The following is a 16693-nucleotide window of genomic DNA, read 5'->3' on the forward strand; positions in this document are numbered from 1 at the left end:
TCAGTGACCTCGAAGCGGATATGGCGCAGCGGACGGGACTCGAACCCGCGACCCCCGGCGTGACAGGCCGGTATTCTAACCGACTGAACTACCGCTGCGTATCTCGCAGGCCGTAACCTGCTTGAAACTGGGATCTGGCAGAAAGGTCTTGCCTTCATGCCACAGACCGGTGAAGCTCACCCATCTGTTGAAGTAAGTGGCGCAGCGGACGGGACTCGAACCCGCGACCCCCGGCGTGACAGGCCGGTATTCTAACCGACTGAACTACCGCTGCGCATATGGACTTGCGTCCTGTTCCTCTCTGGTAGAAAGCTTCTTTCGAAGCGCCCTGGGCCAGGAACAATCTCAGGAAGTGGTGGGTGATGACGGGATCGAACCGCCGACCCTCTGCTTGTAAGGCAGATGCTCTCCCGGCTGAGCTAATCACCCTCGCGATGTTGCTTGTTGCGTTTGCTTCGCTGAGGCCGCGAAATTTACGCAGGTACCGATGCTAAGTCAATAGCCCCGTTGAATTTTTTTTCAAAAACCTGAAAAAGCGTCAGAACGAAAAAGGAGCCTTGTCGGCTCCTTTTGCTTTGCACAGCGGCAAGTGGCGCGTCAGCTGTAGATCATCTTGCGGCTCATGCCGCCATCGACCACAAATTCCTGGCCGGTGACGAATCCGGCCTGACGCGACAACAGCCAGGCCACCAGTGCCGCAACATCCTCCACCGTCCCTACCCTGCCCGTTGGATGCTGGGCATGGTCGGCTTCGGTGAGGGGTTCGGCGCGGCGCTGGGACGGATCGCGGGCGTCGACCCAACCAGGGCTGACGGCGTTGACCCGGATCTCCGGCCCCAGGCTCATGGCCAGGGCGTGGGTCAGTGCCAGCAGCCCGCCCTTGCTCGCGGCATAGGCCTCGGTGTCCGGCTCCGACTGACGTGCACGTGTGGAGGCCAGGTTGACGATCGCCCCGCCATGCGCGCGCAGGTAAGGCGCACAGTGCTTGGCCAACAGCATCGGGCCACTGAGGTTGACCGCCAATACACGATTCCATTGCGCAAGACTCAGGCTCTCGAGCGTATGGTTATGCGGGTTGGCGATGGCCGCGTTGCACACCAGCGCATCCAGACGTCCGAATTGGCCCAGCACCTGCGCCACACCAGCGCTGACCTGGGCCTCGTCGGAGACGTCCATGGCGATGAACCAGGCGTTGCTGCCCAGGGTCTTGGCAACCTTGGCACCGCGCTGGCGGTCCAGGTCACTCAACACCACCTGCCAACCTTCGCAGATCAGCCAGGCGGCGATGCCCAGGCCGATGCCGCGGGCGGCACCGGTTACCAAGGCCACCCGACCGTTATGGTCTGGCTCGCCACCTGTCCAGTCGATCACAGCGCTGCCAACCCACGCGCCAGGTCGGCCTGCAGATCGGCGACGTCCTCAAGCCCCACCGCAACACGAATCAGGCTGTCACGGATGCCGGCCGCCTCACGCTCCTGCGGGCTCAGACGACCGTGGGAGGTGGTCGCCGGATGGGCGATGGTGGTCTTGCTGTCACCCAGGTTCGTGGTGATCGAAATCACCCGAGTGGCGTCGATAAAGCGCCAGGCACCCTCTTTGCCGCCCTTGACCTCAAAGCTGACCACCGCGCCGAAGCCACTCATCTGGCGCTTGGCCAGTTCGTGCTGTGGGTGGCTTGGCAAGCCGGCGTAATGCACCTTTTCCACACCCTCCTGCTGTTCCAGCCATTCAGCCAAGGCCTGCGCGCTCTCGCAGTGCGCACGCATGCGCAGCTTGAGGGTCTCCAGGCCCTTGGTGAAAATCCAGGCATTGAACGGGCTGAGGGTCGGCCCCGCGGTACGCAAGAAGCCCACCACTTCCTTCATCTGCTCGGCACGACCGGCAACCACGCCGCCCATGCTGCGGCCCTGGCCGTCGATGAACTTGGTCGCGGAGTGGAAGACGATATCGGCCCCCTGCTTGAGCGGTTGCTGCAGCGCCGGCGTGCTGAAGCAGTTGTCCACTACCAGCATCGCGCCACCGGCGTGAGCGATTTCGGCCAGTGCGCCGATATCCACCAATTCCGCCAGCGGGTTGGACGGCGACTCGACGATCAGCAGCTTGGTGTTGGCCTTGATGGCGTTCTTCCAACCGCCAAGATCGACCAGCGGCACATAGTCCACCTGCACACCGAAGCGCTTGAAATACTTCTCGAACAGGCTGATGGTCGAGCCGAACACGCTCTGCGACACCAGCACGTGGTCGCCGGCGCTGCACAGCGACATGACCACGGCGAGAATCGCCGCCATGCCGGTGGACGTCGCCACGGCCTGCTCCGCACCTTCCATGGCCGCCAGGCGTTCCTCGAAGGCACGCACGGTCGGGTTGGTGTAGCGTGAGTAAACGTTGCCCGGCGTTTCACCGGCAAAACGCGCAGCCGCATCGGCGGCCGTGCGGAAGACATAGCTGGAGGTCAGGAACAGCGCTTCGCTGTGCTCGCCCTCGGGCGTACGGTGCTGACCGGCACGCACTGCCAGGGTGTCGAAACCGACACCCTCCAGGTCGCTGTCCAGCCGTCCGGCATCCCATTGATCCGTCATGCCGTTACTCCTAAAAAGCCCAAAGTCAGTTGTTGTACAGGTCGATGATCGCGCTGACAGCCTGGGTCTTGACCTTGGCCGCATCGTTGCGAGCCTGTTCGATACGGTCCAGGTAGGCATCGTCGATGTCGCCGGTAACGTATTCACCGTTGAACACCGCGCAATCGAAGTGCTCGATCTTGATCTTGCCGCCACCGACCGATTCGATCAGGTCCGGCAGGTCCTGATAGATCAGCCAGTCGGCGCCGATCAACTCGGCCACCTGTTCGGTGGTACGGTTGTGGGCGATCAGTTCGTGAGCGCTCGGCATGTCGATGCCGTAGACGTTGGGGTAACGCACAGCCGGCGCCGCGGAGCAGAAGTAGACGTTCTTCGCGCCGGCTTCACGGGCCATCTGGATGATCTGCTTGCAGGTGGTGCCGCGTACGATCGAGTCATCCACCAGCATCACGTTCTTGCCGCGGAATTCCAGCTCGATGGCATTGAGCTTCTGGCGTACCGATTTCTTGCGCGCGGCCTGGCCGGGCATGATGAAGGTACGGCCGATGTAGCGGTTCTTGACGAAGCCTTCGCGGAACTTCACACCCAGGTGGTTGGCCAGCTCCAGGGCCGCGGTGCGGCTGGTGTCCGGGATCGGGATGACCACGTCGATGTCGTGCTCCGGGCGCTCGCGGCGAATCTTCTCGGCCAGCTTCTCGCCCATCCGCAGACGCGCCTTGTACACCGAGACACCGTCCATGATCGAGTCAGGACGAGCCAGGTAGACATGCTCGAAGATGCAGGGCTGCAGTTTCGGGTTGTTGGCGCACTGCTTGGTGTACATCTGACCTTCTTCGGTGATGTACACGGCCTCGCCTGGCGCCAGGTCACGGATCAGGGTGAAGCCGAGGACGTCCAGGGCAACGCTTTCGGAGGCGATCATGTACTCGACGCCTTCGTCGGTGTGGCGCTGGCCGAACACCACCGGACGAATGCCGTTGGGGTCACGGAAGCCGACGATGCCGTAGCCGGTGATCATCGCCACCACCGCATAGCCACCGACACAGCGGCTGTGCACATGGGAGACCGCCGCGAACACGTCCTCCTCGGTCGGCTGCAGCTTGCCACGTACGGCCAGCTCATGGGCGAACACGTTGAGCAGCACTTCCGAGTCGGAATTGGTGTTGACGTGACGCAGGTCGGACTCGTAGATCTCCTTGGCCAACTGCTCGACGTTGGTCAGGTTGCCGTTGTGCGCCAGGGTGATGCCATACGGCGAGTTGACGTAGAACGGCTGGGCCTCGGCCGAGGTGGAGCTGCCCGCGGTCGGGTAGCGCACGTGGCCGATGCCCATGTGGCCGACCAGGCGCTGCATGTGGCGCTGCTGGAAGACGTCGCGCACCAGGCCATTATCCTTGCGCAGGAACAACCGGCCGTCATGGCTGGTCACGATACCGGCAGCGTCCTGGCCGCGGTGCTGGAGGACCGTTAGCGCGTCATACAGCGCCTGATTGACGTTCGACTTACCGACGATACCGACGATGCCACACATGCGACGCAACCCCTACTTTGACGAAACTTGAGTGAAAAGCGCTCAGGGCCGGGATGGACCGAGCAGCTGTTCCTTGAACGGAAGATCAACTGGAGAGCTGATCCCACTGGACATCCACTGACCGGCGAAACCGAGAATCAGGTTCTTCGACCAGTCAGCGACCAATAGAAATTGTGGTATCAGGCGTGATTCCTGCCACCACGGATCCTGTTGCACCGGGCCCAGGCTGAGCAAGCCGACGGCCACCACCACCAGCAAGGCCCCGCGCGCGGCGCCGAACACCATGCCGAGGAAACGATCGGTGCCGGACAGCCCGGTCACGCGGATCAGCTCGCCGACGAGGAAGTTGATCATCGCCCCCACCAGCAGGGTGGCGACGAAAAGAATGGTACACCCGGCGATGATCCGTGCCGAGGGTGTCTGGATATAGCTCTCCAGGTACTGCGACAGCGACCCGCCGAACATCCAGGCGACCGCGCCGGCAATGATCCAGATGAGCAAGGACAAGGCTTCCTTGACGAAGCCGCGCTTGAGACTGATCAGTGAGGAAACGGCGACGACCGCAATGATCGCCCAATCTACCCAGGTAAATGCCACGGTGCTGCCTGCAGACGTTTGAGGCGGCGCATTTTAACAGAGCGGAGGGCTTGGGGTAAGCGGAATGTCAGGTCGTTGAAGGCCTGCAGCTTGACTTTCAGGACAACTTTGTAGCGCTCGCGAAGGCTGGAATCGAACGAAAAACGGCCCCGCCCGACCGGCGTCAATGCGCTGATCTGGCAGGGCCGCTCGAATTCAGCCTCGTTCCGGCTGGAAACGAACCACGATACCCTTGAGATTCTGCTGGCGGTTGATCACATCACGCAGGCGCTCGGCTTCGGCACGCTCGATCAGTGGGCCGACGAACACCCGGTTCATGCCGTCAGCCGACCGGATGTAGGCGTTGTAGCCCTGGCTGCGCAGGGTCTTCTGCAGGTTGTCGGCGCCAGCACGGTTGGACAGGCTGGCCAACTGGATCGACCAGCTCACCGGCAGACCGTTGCCATCGATCTTCGACGCTGCCGCCGGCTTGCTTGCACTGGCAGTGGCAGCAGGTGCGGGAGTGGCAGGCGGCACCGGGCGCGCTTCAGCTTTAGCGGCAGGTGCTGGGGGTGGCGACTTGGCCACCGGCACCTGGGCGACCTGCGCAGGTGACGGCGTGATCGGCTGGCTTGGCGCGCTGACCGGTGCAGTGGACTCGTCGACCACCACCGGCGGTTGCTCCGAGGGATCAGGCAGCGCCTGAGGCTCCGGCACCTGCACAGGCTCCACCTTGACGTCGGGGAGGCTTGGCATGGCCGGCGCCTGGGGCGCCTCGACGCGCACCTGGCGCATCTCGTCCTCGCGGGTGAACAGCATCGGCAGGAAGATCACCGCCAGCGCCACCAGCACCAGCGCACCGACCATGCGCTGCTTCATCCCTTTATCCAGCACTGCCATCTACTCCATCCTCCGGGACCTGCCGCTCGAGCCATTCCAGGGCTTGGCCGACGCAGAAAAACGAACCGAACAGCAAGATCTGGTCATCCGCCGTTGCCTGTGCACACTGCCCTTCTAGGGCAGCGGCGACACTGGCATAAGACTTCACCGTAGCACCTTGGTTCGTCAAGGCAGTGGCCAGTTCGGCAGCCCCACGACTGCGCGGGGTATCCAGGGGGGCTACCGCCCAGTCGTCGACCAGGCCCTGCAGTGGTGCGATCACGCCTTCCAGGTCCTTGTCGGCGAGCAGGCCGAACACCGCCAAACGACGCCCCTTCAACGGACGCGCGGCCAGGCGGCGAGCTAGATACTCCGCGGCATGCGGGTTGTGCCCGACATCCAGCAGCAGCTCCACCGCCTTGCCCTGCCAGGTCAACTGGCGACGGTCCAGGCGACCGGTAATACGCGTATCGAGCAACGCCCGGCAAACCTGCTCGGCCTGCCACGGCAAGCCCATCAGCAGGTAGGCCTGCAGTGCCAGGGCAGCGTTTTCCATGGGCAGGTCGAGCAGCGGCAGGTCATGCAGCGCCACCGACTGACCATCGGTCGTGGTGCCACGCCAGCTCCAGCGGCCTTCGGCGCTGTCCAGGTCGAACTCACGGCCACGCAGGAACAGCGGCGCAGTGAGTTCTGTTGCCTTGTCCAGCAGCGGCTGCGGTGGGTCCAGGTCGCCACATAGCGCAGGCTTGCCCGCACGGAAGATGCCAGCCTTCTCGAAGGCCACCCGTTCACGGGTATCACCCAGGTAATCGACATGGTCGACACCGATGCTGGTCACCAGCGCCATGTCGGCGTCCACCACGTTCACGGTGTCCAGCCGGCCACCCAGGCCCACTTCGAGCACCACGGCATCGAGCTGCGACTGTTGGAACAGCCAGAACGCCGCCAATGTACCCATCTCGAAGTAGGTGAGGGAAATCTCGCCCCGCGCCGCCTCGACGGCGGCGAAGGCTTCGCACAGACGCTCATCGCTGGCTTCGACGCCATCGATCAGCACCCGCTCGTTGTAACGCAACAGGTGCGGCGAGCTGTACACGCCGACCTTCAAGCCCTGGGCACGCAGCAACGAGGCGATGAACGCACAGGTCGAACCCTTGCCGTTGGTGCCGGTGACCGTCACCACCCTCGGCGCCAGCCGACCGAGCGCGAGGCGCGCCAGCACCTGCTGTGAACGCTCCAGGCCCATGTCGATGGCCGAAGGGTGCAACTGCTCGAGGTATGCGAGCCACTCGCCCAGGGTACGCTGGCTCATCACGCGACGACGGCCGCTTCTTTTGCCTGCTCGGGAGTCGGTTGGCCGGTCATCTGTGCCAGCAGGCGGGCCAGGCGTGGACGCAGCTCATGACGGGAGATGATCAGGTCGATGGCACCATGCTCCAGCAGGAACTCGCTGCGCTGGAAGCCTTCCGGCAGTTTTTCGCGCACGGTCTGCTCGATCACACGCGGGCCGGCGAAGCCGATCAGCGCCTTCGGTTCACCGACGATGACATCACCCAGCATCGCAAGACTGGCGGACACACCACCATAGACCGGGTCGGTCAGTACCGAGATGAACGGGATGCCTTCTTCACGCAGGCGCGCCAGCACCGCCGAGGTCTTGGCCATCTGCATCAGCGAGATCAGCGCTTCCTGCATGCGCGCACCGCCGGAGGCGGAGAAACAGATCATCGGGCAACGGTTTTCCAGGGCGTAGTTGGCTGCGCGCACGAAGCGCTCGCCGACGATGGCACCCATCGAACCACCCATGAAGGAGAACTCGAAGGCGCTGACCACGATCGGCATGCCCATGAGTGTGCCGCTGACCGAGACCAGCGCGTCCTTCTCGCCGGTCTGCTTCTGCGCGGCGGTCAGGCGATCCTTGTACTTCTTGCCATCACGGAACTTCAGGCGATCGACCGGTTCCAGGTCAGCGCCCAGCTCGGCGCGGCCTTCGACATCGAGGAAGATGTCGATACGCTCACGGGCGCCGATACGCATGTGATGGTTGCACTTGGGGCAGACGTCGAGTGTTTTTTCCAGCTCCGGACGATACAGCACGGCTTCGCACGCCGGGCACTTGTGCCACAGGCCTTCCGGCACCGAGCTCTTCTTCACCTCGGAACGCATGATCGAAGGGATCAGTTTGTCTACCAACCAGTTGCTCATGCTCTATTCTCCCGTTTTGGCCGGTGGCGGGCTTGCTGTCGCCTGCCCTGCCCCGACCCTTGAGCTCAAATTCGTGTTCTAAACGACGATGGACCGGTCACAGGGACCACCCGCGCACCACTCCACCTTCAACCTGTACGCCGACGCCCCTGGCGTCGCGTGTTCTGATGACCAGCCCCACGGGGCCAGCCGGGCAGCACCGGGCTGCGATAGCTATGGACGATGGCACGCCGCCAACCGTCACATCCGCCGTCACGCCGCGCGGACCGCGCGCATGAAGGCTTCGATCTTGCTGGCATCCTTGATGCCCTTGGCCTGCTCGACGCCGCCACTGACGTCCACCGCATAGGGGTTGACCTGGACGATGGCCTGACCGACGTTGTCCGCCGACAACCCACCCGCGAGGATGATCGGCTTGCTCAAGCGCGCCGGCACCAGCGACCAATCGAAGGCTTCGCCAGTCCCCCCCGGCACACCAGCCACGTAGGTGTCCAGGAGAATGCCACGGGCGCCGGAGTACTGCTGGCAGGCAGCCTCGAGATCATCCCCGGGGCGCACTCGCAGGGCCTTGATCCATGGGCGGTGATAGCCTTCGCAATCGGCGGGGGTTTCGTCGCCGTGGAACTGTAGCAGGTCCAGTGGAACCACCTCGAGGATCTCGTTCAGCTCACAGCGTGACGCGTTGACGAACAGCCCCACCGTGGTCACGAAGGGCGGCAACTGCTCGATGATCGCCCGCGCCTGGCGCACATCCACCGCGCGCGGGCTCTTGGCATAGAAGACGAAGCCAATGGCATCGGCACCGGCCTCGACGGCGGCCAGCGCGTCTTCGATGCGGGTAATCCCGCAGATCTTGGTGCGGACGTTGCTCATGGACGACGAACCTTGAGTGATCGGTGAAAGGCCGGATGTTAGCAAATGACGTTTCGCCCGTCAGTCTGCCAACGCCTCGTAGCCGGTAAGAAAGTGTGGGCCGATGTAACGCTGCGGCAGGGCGAACTCTTCCGGATACTCCACCTGCACCAGGTACAGGCCATAAGGATGCGCCGTCACGCCCCCCTCCCGACGGTTGCGCCCCTCCAGCACCTCGCGGGCCCATTGCACAGGGCGCTCGCCGGCACCGATGGTCATCAGCACACCGGCGATATTGCGCACCATGTGATGCAGGAAAGCCGTGGCGCGCACGTCGAGGACGATCATCCGACCATGGCGGGTAACGCGCAGGTGGTGGATATGCTTGACCGGCGACTTGGCCTGGCATTGGCTGGCCCGGAATGCGCTGAAGTCGTGGGTGCCGAGCAGGTATTCGGCGGCCTCGGCCATCGCCGCGACATCCAGCGGGCGGTGATTCCAGGTTACCTCTTCGGCCAGGTGCGCCGGACGGATCGGATCGTTGTAGATGACGTAGCGGTAACGCCGGGCAGTGGCCTTGAACCGCGCATGGAAGTGCGCCGGCATCGTCCGTGCCCAGGCCACGCTGATGTCATGGGGCAGGTTGAAGTTGGTGCCCAGGGTCCAGGCACGTTCGTCACGCACGGCGCGGGTATCGAAGTGCACCACCTGGCCGCAGCCGTGAACGCCAGCGTCGGTGCGCCCGGCGCACATCACACTGATCGGCGAGTCGGCGACCTTCGACAATGCCTGCTCCAGCGCCTGCTGGACACTGGGCACACCACTGGCCTGGCGTTGCCAGCCGCGGTAGCGCGAACCTTTGTATTCCACGCCCAGGGCGATGCGCGAGTACCCTTCGGCCGCCGATTCGGCCGCGTCGATGTCGTTGATGTCCAAGAAAGCCAAACCTGTGGATGAAACGAAAAGGCGGCCATTATAACGACAACGGCAGCCCTCAGGGCTGCCGTTGTCCTATCCAGGCCAGCTGCGCGTCAGACCAGACGCGACAGCATGTCCTGCGCCTCCTGGCGCTGGCCGTCGTCGCCATCCTTGACCACCTCGTCGAGGATATCGCGGGCGCCCTGGTGATCACCCATGTCGATGTAGGCCCGAGCCAGGTCGAGTTTGGTCGCCACTTCGTCGGTGCCGGAGAAGAAGTCGAAGTCCAGGTCATCCAGGGCTCCGGGCTCGAGCGCCGCATCCTCGGCGGTAAAGTGTGGCTCCAACGACGGCGACGCCAGGCTCTGCGACAACTTGTCGAGCTCGGCGTTGACGTCACTGAGTTCCGAGGCGAAGTGCTTGTCGGCTGGCGATTCGTCGTCCAGCGACAACGACAGGTCGAAGTCGTCCGGCAGCTCGAGTTCGGAAATGGGGTCGAATTCCGGAATCTCGTCGAATGCAGCCAGCTCGGCGGCGACATCCACGGGCGCCTCCGGCTCGGCAGCAGGCGGCGCGGCTACGGCCGGCTCACCGACATCCAGATCGAAGTCCGCCAGATCATCCAGGCTTTGTGGCTCGGATTGCGCCTGAGCCTGGGCCAGCAATGCCTCGAAATCGTCGTCGGCATCGCTCTCGACGGCCGGCTCGGCCTGCACCGCCGGCTCAACCACGACCTCGGGCGCTTGCGTCGCGTCAGGTGCATCCAGCACCGGGGCATCGAGCGAGTCGTCAAGCGCGAGGTCATCGTCCAGACTCAGGTCAAACGCACTGTCCAGATCGTCCGTGGCGGTGACGGGCACCTCATCGAGCTCTGGCACGCTGTCCAGCACAGGCTCTGGCTGGGGCGCCGCGGCCACCGCTTCGTCGACAACCGGCTCGGGCTCTGCGACAGGTGCCGCCTCGTGGTCCTGGAGCAGCTCCTGCACATACTGCTCGTCCATCTCCGCAGCCAGCGCAGCCGCGCCGAGCCCTGCCGCCGCAACCCCGAGCATGGCCGGATAACGTTGCTTGAGCCCCTCGACTTCGCCCTGGTTCTCAGGTGTGCCGGGCAACTGGCGCTCCTGGCCGACGAACGCGTCCTGATCGCCTTGGCGAGCGTAGACTTCCATCAATTTAAGGCGCAGGTCGCTGCGCTGCGGCTCGGCAGCCACCACCGGTTCCAGCAGAGTAGCTGCGTGATTCAAGCGCCCCTTGGCGACGCTCTCGTCGACCTCGGCCAATAGCGTCGCGTGCGGATCGGCATCAGTCGGCGCACTGGCAACGACTGGCTTTTCCGCCGCCGCCGCGGCTGCAGCGGAGGCCGCCACCACGGCAGGCGACAAGGTCACGCTCGGCGCCGAGACATCCAGTCCATCGAAGCTGCTGGGCGGCAGGTCCAGATCAGGACCGCGCTCACCTTCCTCGGCCAAGGCTCGGGCCATGCGCAGGTGCTTCTCAGCCTCCTGCTGGGCCTTGCGCTTGCGCGCCAGAAGCAGCAACAGCAGCAGCAACACGAGGAAGGCCGAGCCCGCCAATAGCGCCAGCAACAGCGGATTGCCCAGCAGTTCGTCGAGTGCACTCGGTGGCTGTTCCGGCGCCGCCGCTGCTTGCGGCGCAGTATCCGCTGCTGCAGGCGGCGGCGTGACCGCGGGTTCGGCAGGGGCCAACTGGGCGTTGACCACCGGCTCGACGGGCGGCGTCGCGGCTACAGGTGCTGCAGGCTCGGCGGCACCTTGCGCCTCGAGACGCGCCAACTGGTCGTTCTTCAATTCGATCAGACGCTGCAGCTTGTCCAGCTGGCTCTGCAGGTCGGTCATCCGGCTCTTGAGTTCTTCGTTGTCGCGGCGGCTGGTATCCAGGCTTTCCTGGGCCACGGCCAGCTTGTCGCTCAGCGCCTTGGCGCTGTCGGCCCCGGTCTGTGTGCCGGGCGCAACCAGCCGCAGGTTATCGCCCTGGGCGATACGTGCAGGCGCGGCTTCGGCAGCCCCCCGACGGGTGGCGTCCAACTGTCGCGCACGCGGCCCCAGGCGCCGACCTTCGCGCCAGGCGGCGTACTGCTCGGAAACCTCGCGGATCGCCTCACCCTGGGCAATGCTGCGGATCTGCTGCTCGTCTGGAAGGCGCAGGACCTGACCGGTCTTGAGCTGGTTGATGTTATTGCCGATGAAGGCATCGGGGTTCAGGGCCTGGATCGCCAACATGGTCTGCTGGATCGAACCGCCGTGGGTGTTGCGTGCAGCGATCTGCCAGAGCGTGTCGCGCTGGCGAGTCGTGTAGCTGGCGGCGCTCACTGCCGGGCTGATGGCGCCCTGGGCAGGCTTGGCGCTGGCCTGCTGCGGCTGGTCGAGCGCCACGTTGTAGTCACGCAACAGCCGCCCTTGGGGCCACATCACCTGAACCAGGAACTTGACCACCGGCTCCGGCAGCGGCTTGCTGGAAGTCACGCGCAACACGCTGCGACCGTTGGGGTTGATCACCGGCGTGAACGTCAGGTCTTCCAGATAAGCGGGCAGCGTCACCCCAGCCTTGGCGAACTCCTCGGGAGGGGCCAGGCTTGGCGCCACTTCAGCGGCGGTGAGGTCGCGCACATCGAGCAACTCGATCTCGGCATCCAGCGGCTGGTTCTGCGCCGACTTGAGGGTCAGCTCCCCCAGGCCAAGGGCATTGGCCATGCCGGACGACAGCGCCGAGGCGGCCGCGATGGCCAGAACCAGTTTGCGAATTCGAAGCATGACCTCTTCCCTTGTATGAATCGTCCTAAAAACCTGCCAGTGGTGTAGGACAAAATTGCTGGCCAGTATCTTTTACGCCATTTTTTTTATCAACAATTGCGCCAATTGTACGGCGTTGAGCGCCGCACCCTTGCGCACGTTGTCGGTGGTCAGCCACAAGTTGAGCTGCTGATCCTCGTCGACGCCATGGCGTACACGACCAACATAGACCACGTCTTGCCCCACTGCGTCACCGACGGGTGTCGGATAATCGTCATTTTCCACACGCTCGACGCTGGCAGCGGCGTCCAGCGCCTGGTTGACCAGTTGCAGATCGACCGACTGGCGACTCTGCACCGCCACACTGAAGCTATCGCCGAAAAACACCGGGACTTGAACGCAGCTCACGGAAATCTTCAACTCAGGCAACCCCAGCAGCACGCGCAGCTCGCTGACCAGGCGACGCTCCAGGGCTGCATGCCCCTGCTCATCGGTGGCCCCCACCTGCGCCAACAGGTTGAACGCCACCTGGCGATCAAAGAAACGCGGCTCCAACGGGCGGGCGTTGAGCAACTCGGCCGTCTGCCGCGCCAACTCGTTCACCGCCTCGCGCCCCTGGGACGAAACGGCCAGGCAAGCCATTACCTGGACCCGCTCGATATCCAGCAACCCCTTGAGCGGCGCCAGCGCAACGGCCAGCGCGACAGCGGCGCTGCTTGGGCTGGCCAGCAAGGCTGGCAATGCAAGGCTGTCGACGACCTCGCCATTGGCCTCCGGCACCAGCGCCAGCGCGTCATCCAGCCCGCCAGACAGGTCGATCACCGAGCAGCCGGCCTCGCGCGCCTTCTGCGCAAAGCTGCGGCTGACTGCAGCACCGGCGGCGAAGAACGCCAGCTTGGCCTGGGCGAAGTCGAAGCTGTCCACTTCACGCACTCGCACCTTCTTGCCAGCAAACATCACACTGCTGCCGGCAGATTCCATACTGGCCAGCAGGTGCAGGGTCGCGACCGGGAACTCCAGCTCCTCGAGAATCTGCACGAGGGTCTCACCGACACTTCCGGTGGCGCCGACGACGGCGATATCTAGGGGTTGGCTCATGGTTTGGCTCCTTCTGCGGGTACGGCGGGAGCGGCACTTTACTTGATTGCCGCACAAACAAAAAACCCGCGCTGTCTCCAGCGCGGGTTTTCGATCAACTTGAGGCGATCAACGCTCCAGCAGAATCCGCAACATGCGGCGCAGCGGCTCGGCAGCGCCCCACAGCAACTGGTCGCCGACCGTGAAGGCGCCCAGGTACTGGGACCCCATGTTCAGCTTGCGCAGACGGCCGACCGGAATGTTCAGGGTACCGGTCACGTTGGTAGGACTCAGTTCCTGCATGCTGATCTCACGCTGATTCGGCACCAGCTTCACCCATGGGTTGTGCTGGCTGATCATGCCTTCGATATCGGCGATCGGCACATCCTTGTTCAGCTTGATGGTAAGCGCTTGGCTGTGGCAGCGCATGGCACCGATACGTACGCAGATGCCATCGACCGGGATCGGGCTCTTGAAGCGGCCAAGGATCTTGTTGGTCTCGGCCTGAGCCTTCCACTCTTCGCGGCTCTGCCCGTTCGGCAGTTCCTTGTCGATCCACGGGATCAGGCTGCCAGCCAGCGGCACGCCGAAGTTTTCAGTCGGGTAGGCTTCGCTGCGCATGGCTTCGGCAACCTTGCGGTCGATGTCGAGGATCGCGCTGGCCGGGTTGGCCAGATCGTCGGCCACCGCAGCATGGGTTGCCCCCATCTGCTTGATCAGCTCGCGCATGTTCTGCGCACCGGCACCAGAGGCCGCCTGGTAAGTCATGGCGCTCATCCACTCGACCAGGCCAGCTTCGAACAGCCCGCCCAGGCCCATCAGCATCAGGCTGACGGTGCAGTTGCCGCCGATGTAGTTCTTGGTGCCGGCGTCCAGCTGCTGGTCGATGACCTTGCGGTTGACCGGGTCGAGGATGATGACTGCATCATCCTGCATACGCAGGGACGAGGCAGCGTCGATCCAGTAACCCTGCCAGCCGGCTTCACGCAGCTTGGGGAAGACCTCGTTGGTGTAGTCGCCGCCCTGGCAGGTCAGGATCACGTCGAGGGTCTTGAGCTCTTCGATCGAATAAGCGTCCTTGAGCGGAGCAATATCCTTGCCCACGTTCGGGCCTTGGCCACCCACGTTGGAGGTGGTGAAGAACACCGGCTCGATAAGGTCGAAGTCCTGCTCCTCCAGCATCCGCTGCATGAGCACGGAACCGACCATACCGCGCCAACCGATCAGACCTACACGTTTCATCGCAACTACACCTTTGCTAAAAAGTGGGCCGCCACCGAAGGGAAACGATGGCGGGCCAGAGAGATTACAGATTCCGCAGCGCTGCGACTACTGCGTCGCCCATTTCCTGCGTACCGACCTTGGTGCAACCGGCCGACCAGATGTCACCGGTGCGCAGCCCCTGATCCAGCACCAGGCTCACAGCCTGCTCGATCGCTTCGGCAGCGGCCTGCTGGTTGAAGCTGTAACGCAGCATCATCGATACAGAGAGGATGGTCGCCAGCGGGTTGGCGATACCTTGGCCTGCGATGTCGGGCGCCGAACCGTGGCAAGGCTCGTACATGCCCTTGTTGTCGGCATCCAGCGAAGCAGAAGGCAGCATGCCGATGGAACCGGTCAGCATGGAAGCCTCATCCGACAGAATGTCACCGAACATGTTGTCGGTCACCACCACGTCGAACTGCTTGGGTGCGCGCACCAGTTGCATCGCGGCGTTGTCGACGTACATGTGGCTCAGCTCGACGTCCGGGTAGTCCTTGGCGACGTCTTCGACCACTTCGCGCCACAGCTGGCTGGAGGCCAGGACGTTGGCCTTGTCCACCGAGCACAGTTTCTTGCCGCGCACCCGGGCCATGTCGAAGCCCACGCGGGCGATACGGCGCACTTCACTCTCGCTGTAGGGCAGCGTGTCATAGGCTTGGCGCTCGCCACCTTCGAGCTCGCGCTGGCCACGCGGAGCACCAAAGTAGATGCCGCCGGTCAGCTCGCGGACGATGAGGATGTCCAGCCCGGAGACGATCTCGGGCTTGAGCGACGAAGCGTCAGCCAGTTGCGGATAGAGAATCGCCGGACGCAGGTTGGCAAACAGGCCCAGTTGCGCACGAATCTTCAGCAGACCGCGCTCAGGACGGATATCACGCTCGATCTTGTCCCACTTCGGCCCGCCAACGGCGCCGAGCAGGACGGCATCGGCCTTGCGCGCGCGCTCCAGGGTTTCGTCAGCCAGCGGTACGCCGTGCTTGTCGATGGCCGCACCACCAATCACGTCGTGCTCCAGGGCGAAGTCCAGGCCGAACTTGTCGTTGGCCAGCTCCAGCACCTTGACCGCCTCGGCCATGATTTCCGGACCGATGCCATCACCTGGGAGAATCAGAATCTGCTTGCTCATGCTTTCCTCTATTCATTCAAACAGCGCGGCTCGGTCAGCCACGCCGGAAACTCTATCGCTCGGCCCACAGCACCAGGACATCCGTGCTGAAGGAGCCATCAGCTTCGATCTGGTAATACTGCCGCACTTCCTCGCCCATCGCCTGCTGCAACTGGCGGATGGCCACACGCATCGGTTCGGGAGTACGCATGCGCTCCACCCAGGATGCGAACTCCAGGCGCAGGCGCTGGCGGCTATGGCTGCGCGTGAACAGCCCTGCCTCGCTGACCTGGCGCTGCCACTGGGCGGCAGAATAATCGCGTACATGGCTGGTGTCGCGCAGCACTTCGACACTTTGCAGGTAGGTGTCGAGCAACGGGCTGCCCGGCGACATGACATCGACGAACGCCGCCACGCCACCCGGCTTGAGCACCCGACGCACTTCACGCAGTGCCAGGCCCAGGTCGCTCCAGTGGTGTGCCGAGTAACGGCTGAAGACGAATTCGAACGACGCGTCGGCGAACGGCAGACGCTCGGCGGCGCCGCGCTCGGTGACGATATTGGCCAGCCCACGCTCGCTGGCGGCCTTGGCAACCACGTCAAGCATCGACTGGGAAAGATCGTATGCCACGACTTGGGCCACCAGTGGCGCCACGTGAAAACTGACATGACCGGCGCCACAGCCCAGGTCCAGCACGCGAGCAGCGCCCTGCCCTTGCAGTTCGGCCTGCAGCAGGGCGAACTCGCTGCCCTGGGCATGCACGGTGCTGCTGAGGTAGGCGCTGGCCTGTTCGCCGAACTGACGCTGGACTACTTCGGTGTGGCTGGTACCCGTCATGATTCAATCCTTTTGGTTTTATTGCCTGTACCGGCCTCTTCGCGGGCAAGCCCGCTCCCACTGGTACAGCATTGCCCCAGGCCTTGCGATATCTGTAGGAGCGGGCTCGCCCGCGAAGAG

Annotated in this window: 14 protein-coding genes and 3 tRNA genes; all 17 read right to left on the reverse strand. The window is 63.9% G+C overall.

Annotation, left to right across the window (positions count from 1 at the left end; translation table 11 throughout):
- Nucleotides 1-21: 21 nt before the first annotated feature.
- A tRNA-Asp gene (locus tag F6X62_RS10275) sits at nucleotides 22-98 on the reverse strand.
- A 99-nt stretch (nucleotides 99-197) separates the two neighbouring features.
- Nucleotides 198-274: transfer RNA gene (locus F6X62_RS10280), tRNA-Asp, on the reverse strand.
- 79 nt (nucleotides 275-353) lie between these two features.
- Nucleotides 354-429 (reverse strand) — tRNA-Val (locus F6X62_RS10285).
- A gap of 168 nt (nucleotides 430-597) precedes the next feature.
- Nucleotides 598-1371, reverse strand: a complete 774-nt coding sequence (locus F6X62_RS10290) for an SDR family oxidoreductase (RefSeq protein ID WP_054893111.1) — start codon at nucleotides 1369-1371, stop codon at nucleotides 598-600.
- The gene (locus F6X62_RS10295; protein ID WP_112897765.1) at nucleotides 1368-2579 is read right to left on the reverse strand and encodes an O-succinylhomoserine sulfhydrylase; all 1212 of its coding nucleotides are present in this window, start codon (nucleotides 2577-2579) and stop codon (nucleotides 1368-1370) included. Before F6X62_RS10295 ends, F6X62_RS10290 begins: the two co-directional genes overlap by 4 nt.
- A gap of 25 nt (nucleotides 2580-2604) precedes the next feature.
- The gene (gene purF / locus F6X62_RS10300; RefSeq protein WP_054893109.1) at nucleotides 2605-4110 is read right to left on the reverse strand and encodes an amidophosphoribosyltransferase; all 1506 of its coding nucleotides are present in this window, start codon (nucleotides 4108-4110) and stop codon (nucleotides 2605-2607) included.
- Between the two features lie 42 nt (nucleotides 4111-4152).
- Nucleotides 4153-4707, reverse strand: coding sequence for a CvpA family protein (locus tag F6X62_RS10305; RefSeq protein WP_054893108.1), 555 nt, complete (start codon nucleotides 4705-4707; stop codon nucleotides 4153-4155).
- Between the two features lie 195 nt (nucleotides 4708-4902).
- Entirely contained in the window at nucleotides 4903-5586 is a 684-nt protein-coding gene (locus F6X62_RS10310) for an SPOR domain-containing protein (protein WP_153773423.1), read from the reverse strand.
- Entirely contained in the window at nucleotides 5570-6877 is a 1308-nt protein-coding gene (gene folC, locus F6X62_RS10315; protein WP_153773424.1) for a bifunctional tetrahydrofolate synthase/dihydrofolate synthase, read from the reverse strand. The genes F6X62_RS10310 and folC overlap by 17 nt, the downstream gene beginning before the upstream one ends.
- Entirely contained in the window at nucleotides 6877-7770 is an 894-nt protein-coding gene (gene accD, locus F6X62_RS10320) for an acetyl-CoA carboxylase, carboxyltransferase subunit beta (protein WP_054893105.1), read from the reverse strand. Before accD ends, folC begins: the two co-directional genes overlap by 1 nt.
- Before the next feature lie 252 nt (nucleotides 7771-8022).
- Nucleotides 8023-8643 (reverse strand): phosphoribosylanthranilate isomerase, encoded by a 621-nt coding sequence (locus F6X62_RS10325; protein ID WP_153773425.1) that lies wholly within the window; start codon nucleotides 8641-8643, stop codon nucleotides 8023-8025.
- A gap of 60 nt (nucleotides 8644-8703) precedes the next feature.
- Nucleotides 8704-9558, reverse strand: coding sequence for a tRNA pseudouridine(38-40) synthase TruA (truA, locus tag F6X62_RS10330; RefSeq protein WP_153773426.1), 855 nt, complete (start codon nucleotides 9556-9558; stop codon nucleotides 8704-8706).
- A gap of 95 nt (nucleotides 9559-9653) precedes the next feature.
- Nucleotides 9654-12311, reverse strand: coding sequence for a FimV/HubP family polar landmark protein (locus F6X62_RS10335; RefSeq protein ID WP_153773427.1), 2658 nt, complete (start codon nucleotides 12309-12311; stop codon nucleotides 9654-9656).
- A 72-nt stretch (nucleotides 12312-12383) separates the two neighbouring features.
- Nucleotides 12384-13388 carry an aspartate-semialdehyde dehydrogenase gene (locus F6X62_RS10340; protein WP_153773428.1) on the reverse strand — a complete coding sequence of 335 codons (1005 nt, stop codon included), beginning with the start codon at nucleotides 13386-13388 and terminating at the stop codon, nucleotides 12384-12386.
- Between the two features lie 108 nt (nucleotides 13389-13496).
- Nucleotides 13497-14609: an aspartate-semialdehyde dehydrogenase gene (gene asd, locus F6X62_RS10345; protein ID WP_054893100.1), complete on the reverse strand. Its 1113-nt coding sequence runs from the start codon at nucleotides 14607-14609 to the stop codon at nucleotides 13497-13499.
- Nucleotides 14610-14673: 64 nt separating this feature from the next.
- Nucleotides 14674-15756, reverse strand: a complete 1083-nt coding sequence (gene leuB / locus F6X62_RS10350) for a 3-isopropylmalate dehydrogenase (protein WP_063543861.1) — start codon at nucleotides 15754-15756, stop codon at nucleotides 14674-14676.
- 52 nt (nucleotides 15757-15808) lie between these two features.
- Nucleotides 15809-16573, reverse strand: coding sequence for a class I SAM-dependent methyltransferase (locus F6X62_RS10355; protein WP_112897761.1), 765 nt, complete (start codon nucleotides 16571-16573; stop codon nucleotides 15809-15811).
- Nucleotides 16574-16693 lie beyond the last annotated feature (120 nt).

Origin of the sequence: Pseudomonas sp. MNR3A (assembly GCF_009650575.1) — a bacterium.
GTDB lineage: Bacteria > Pseudomonadota > Gammaproteobacteria > Pseudomonadales > Pseudomonadaceae > Aquipseudomonas > Aquipseudomonas machongensis.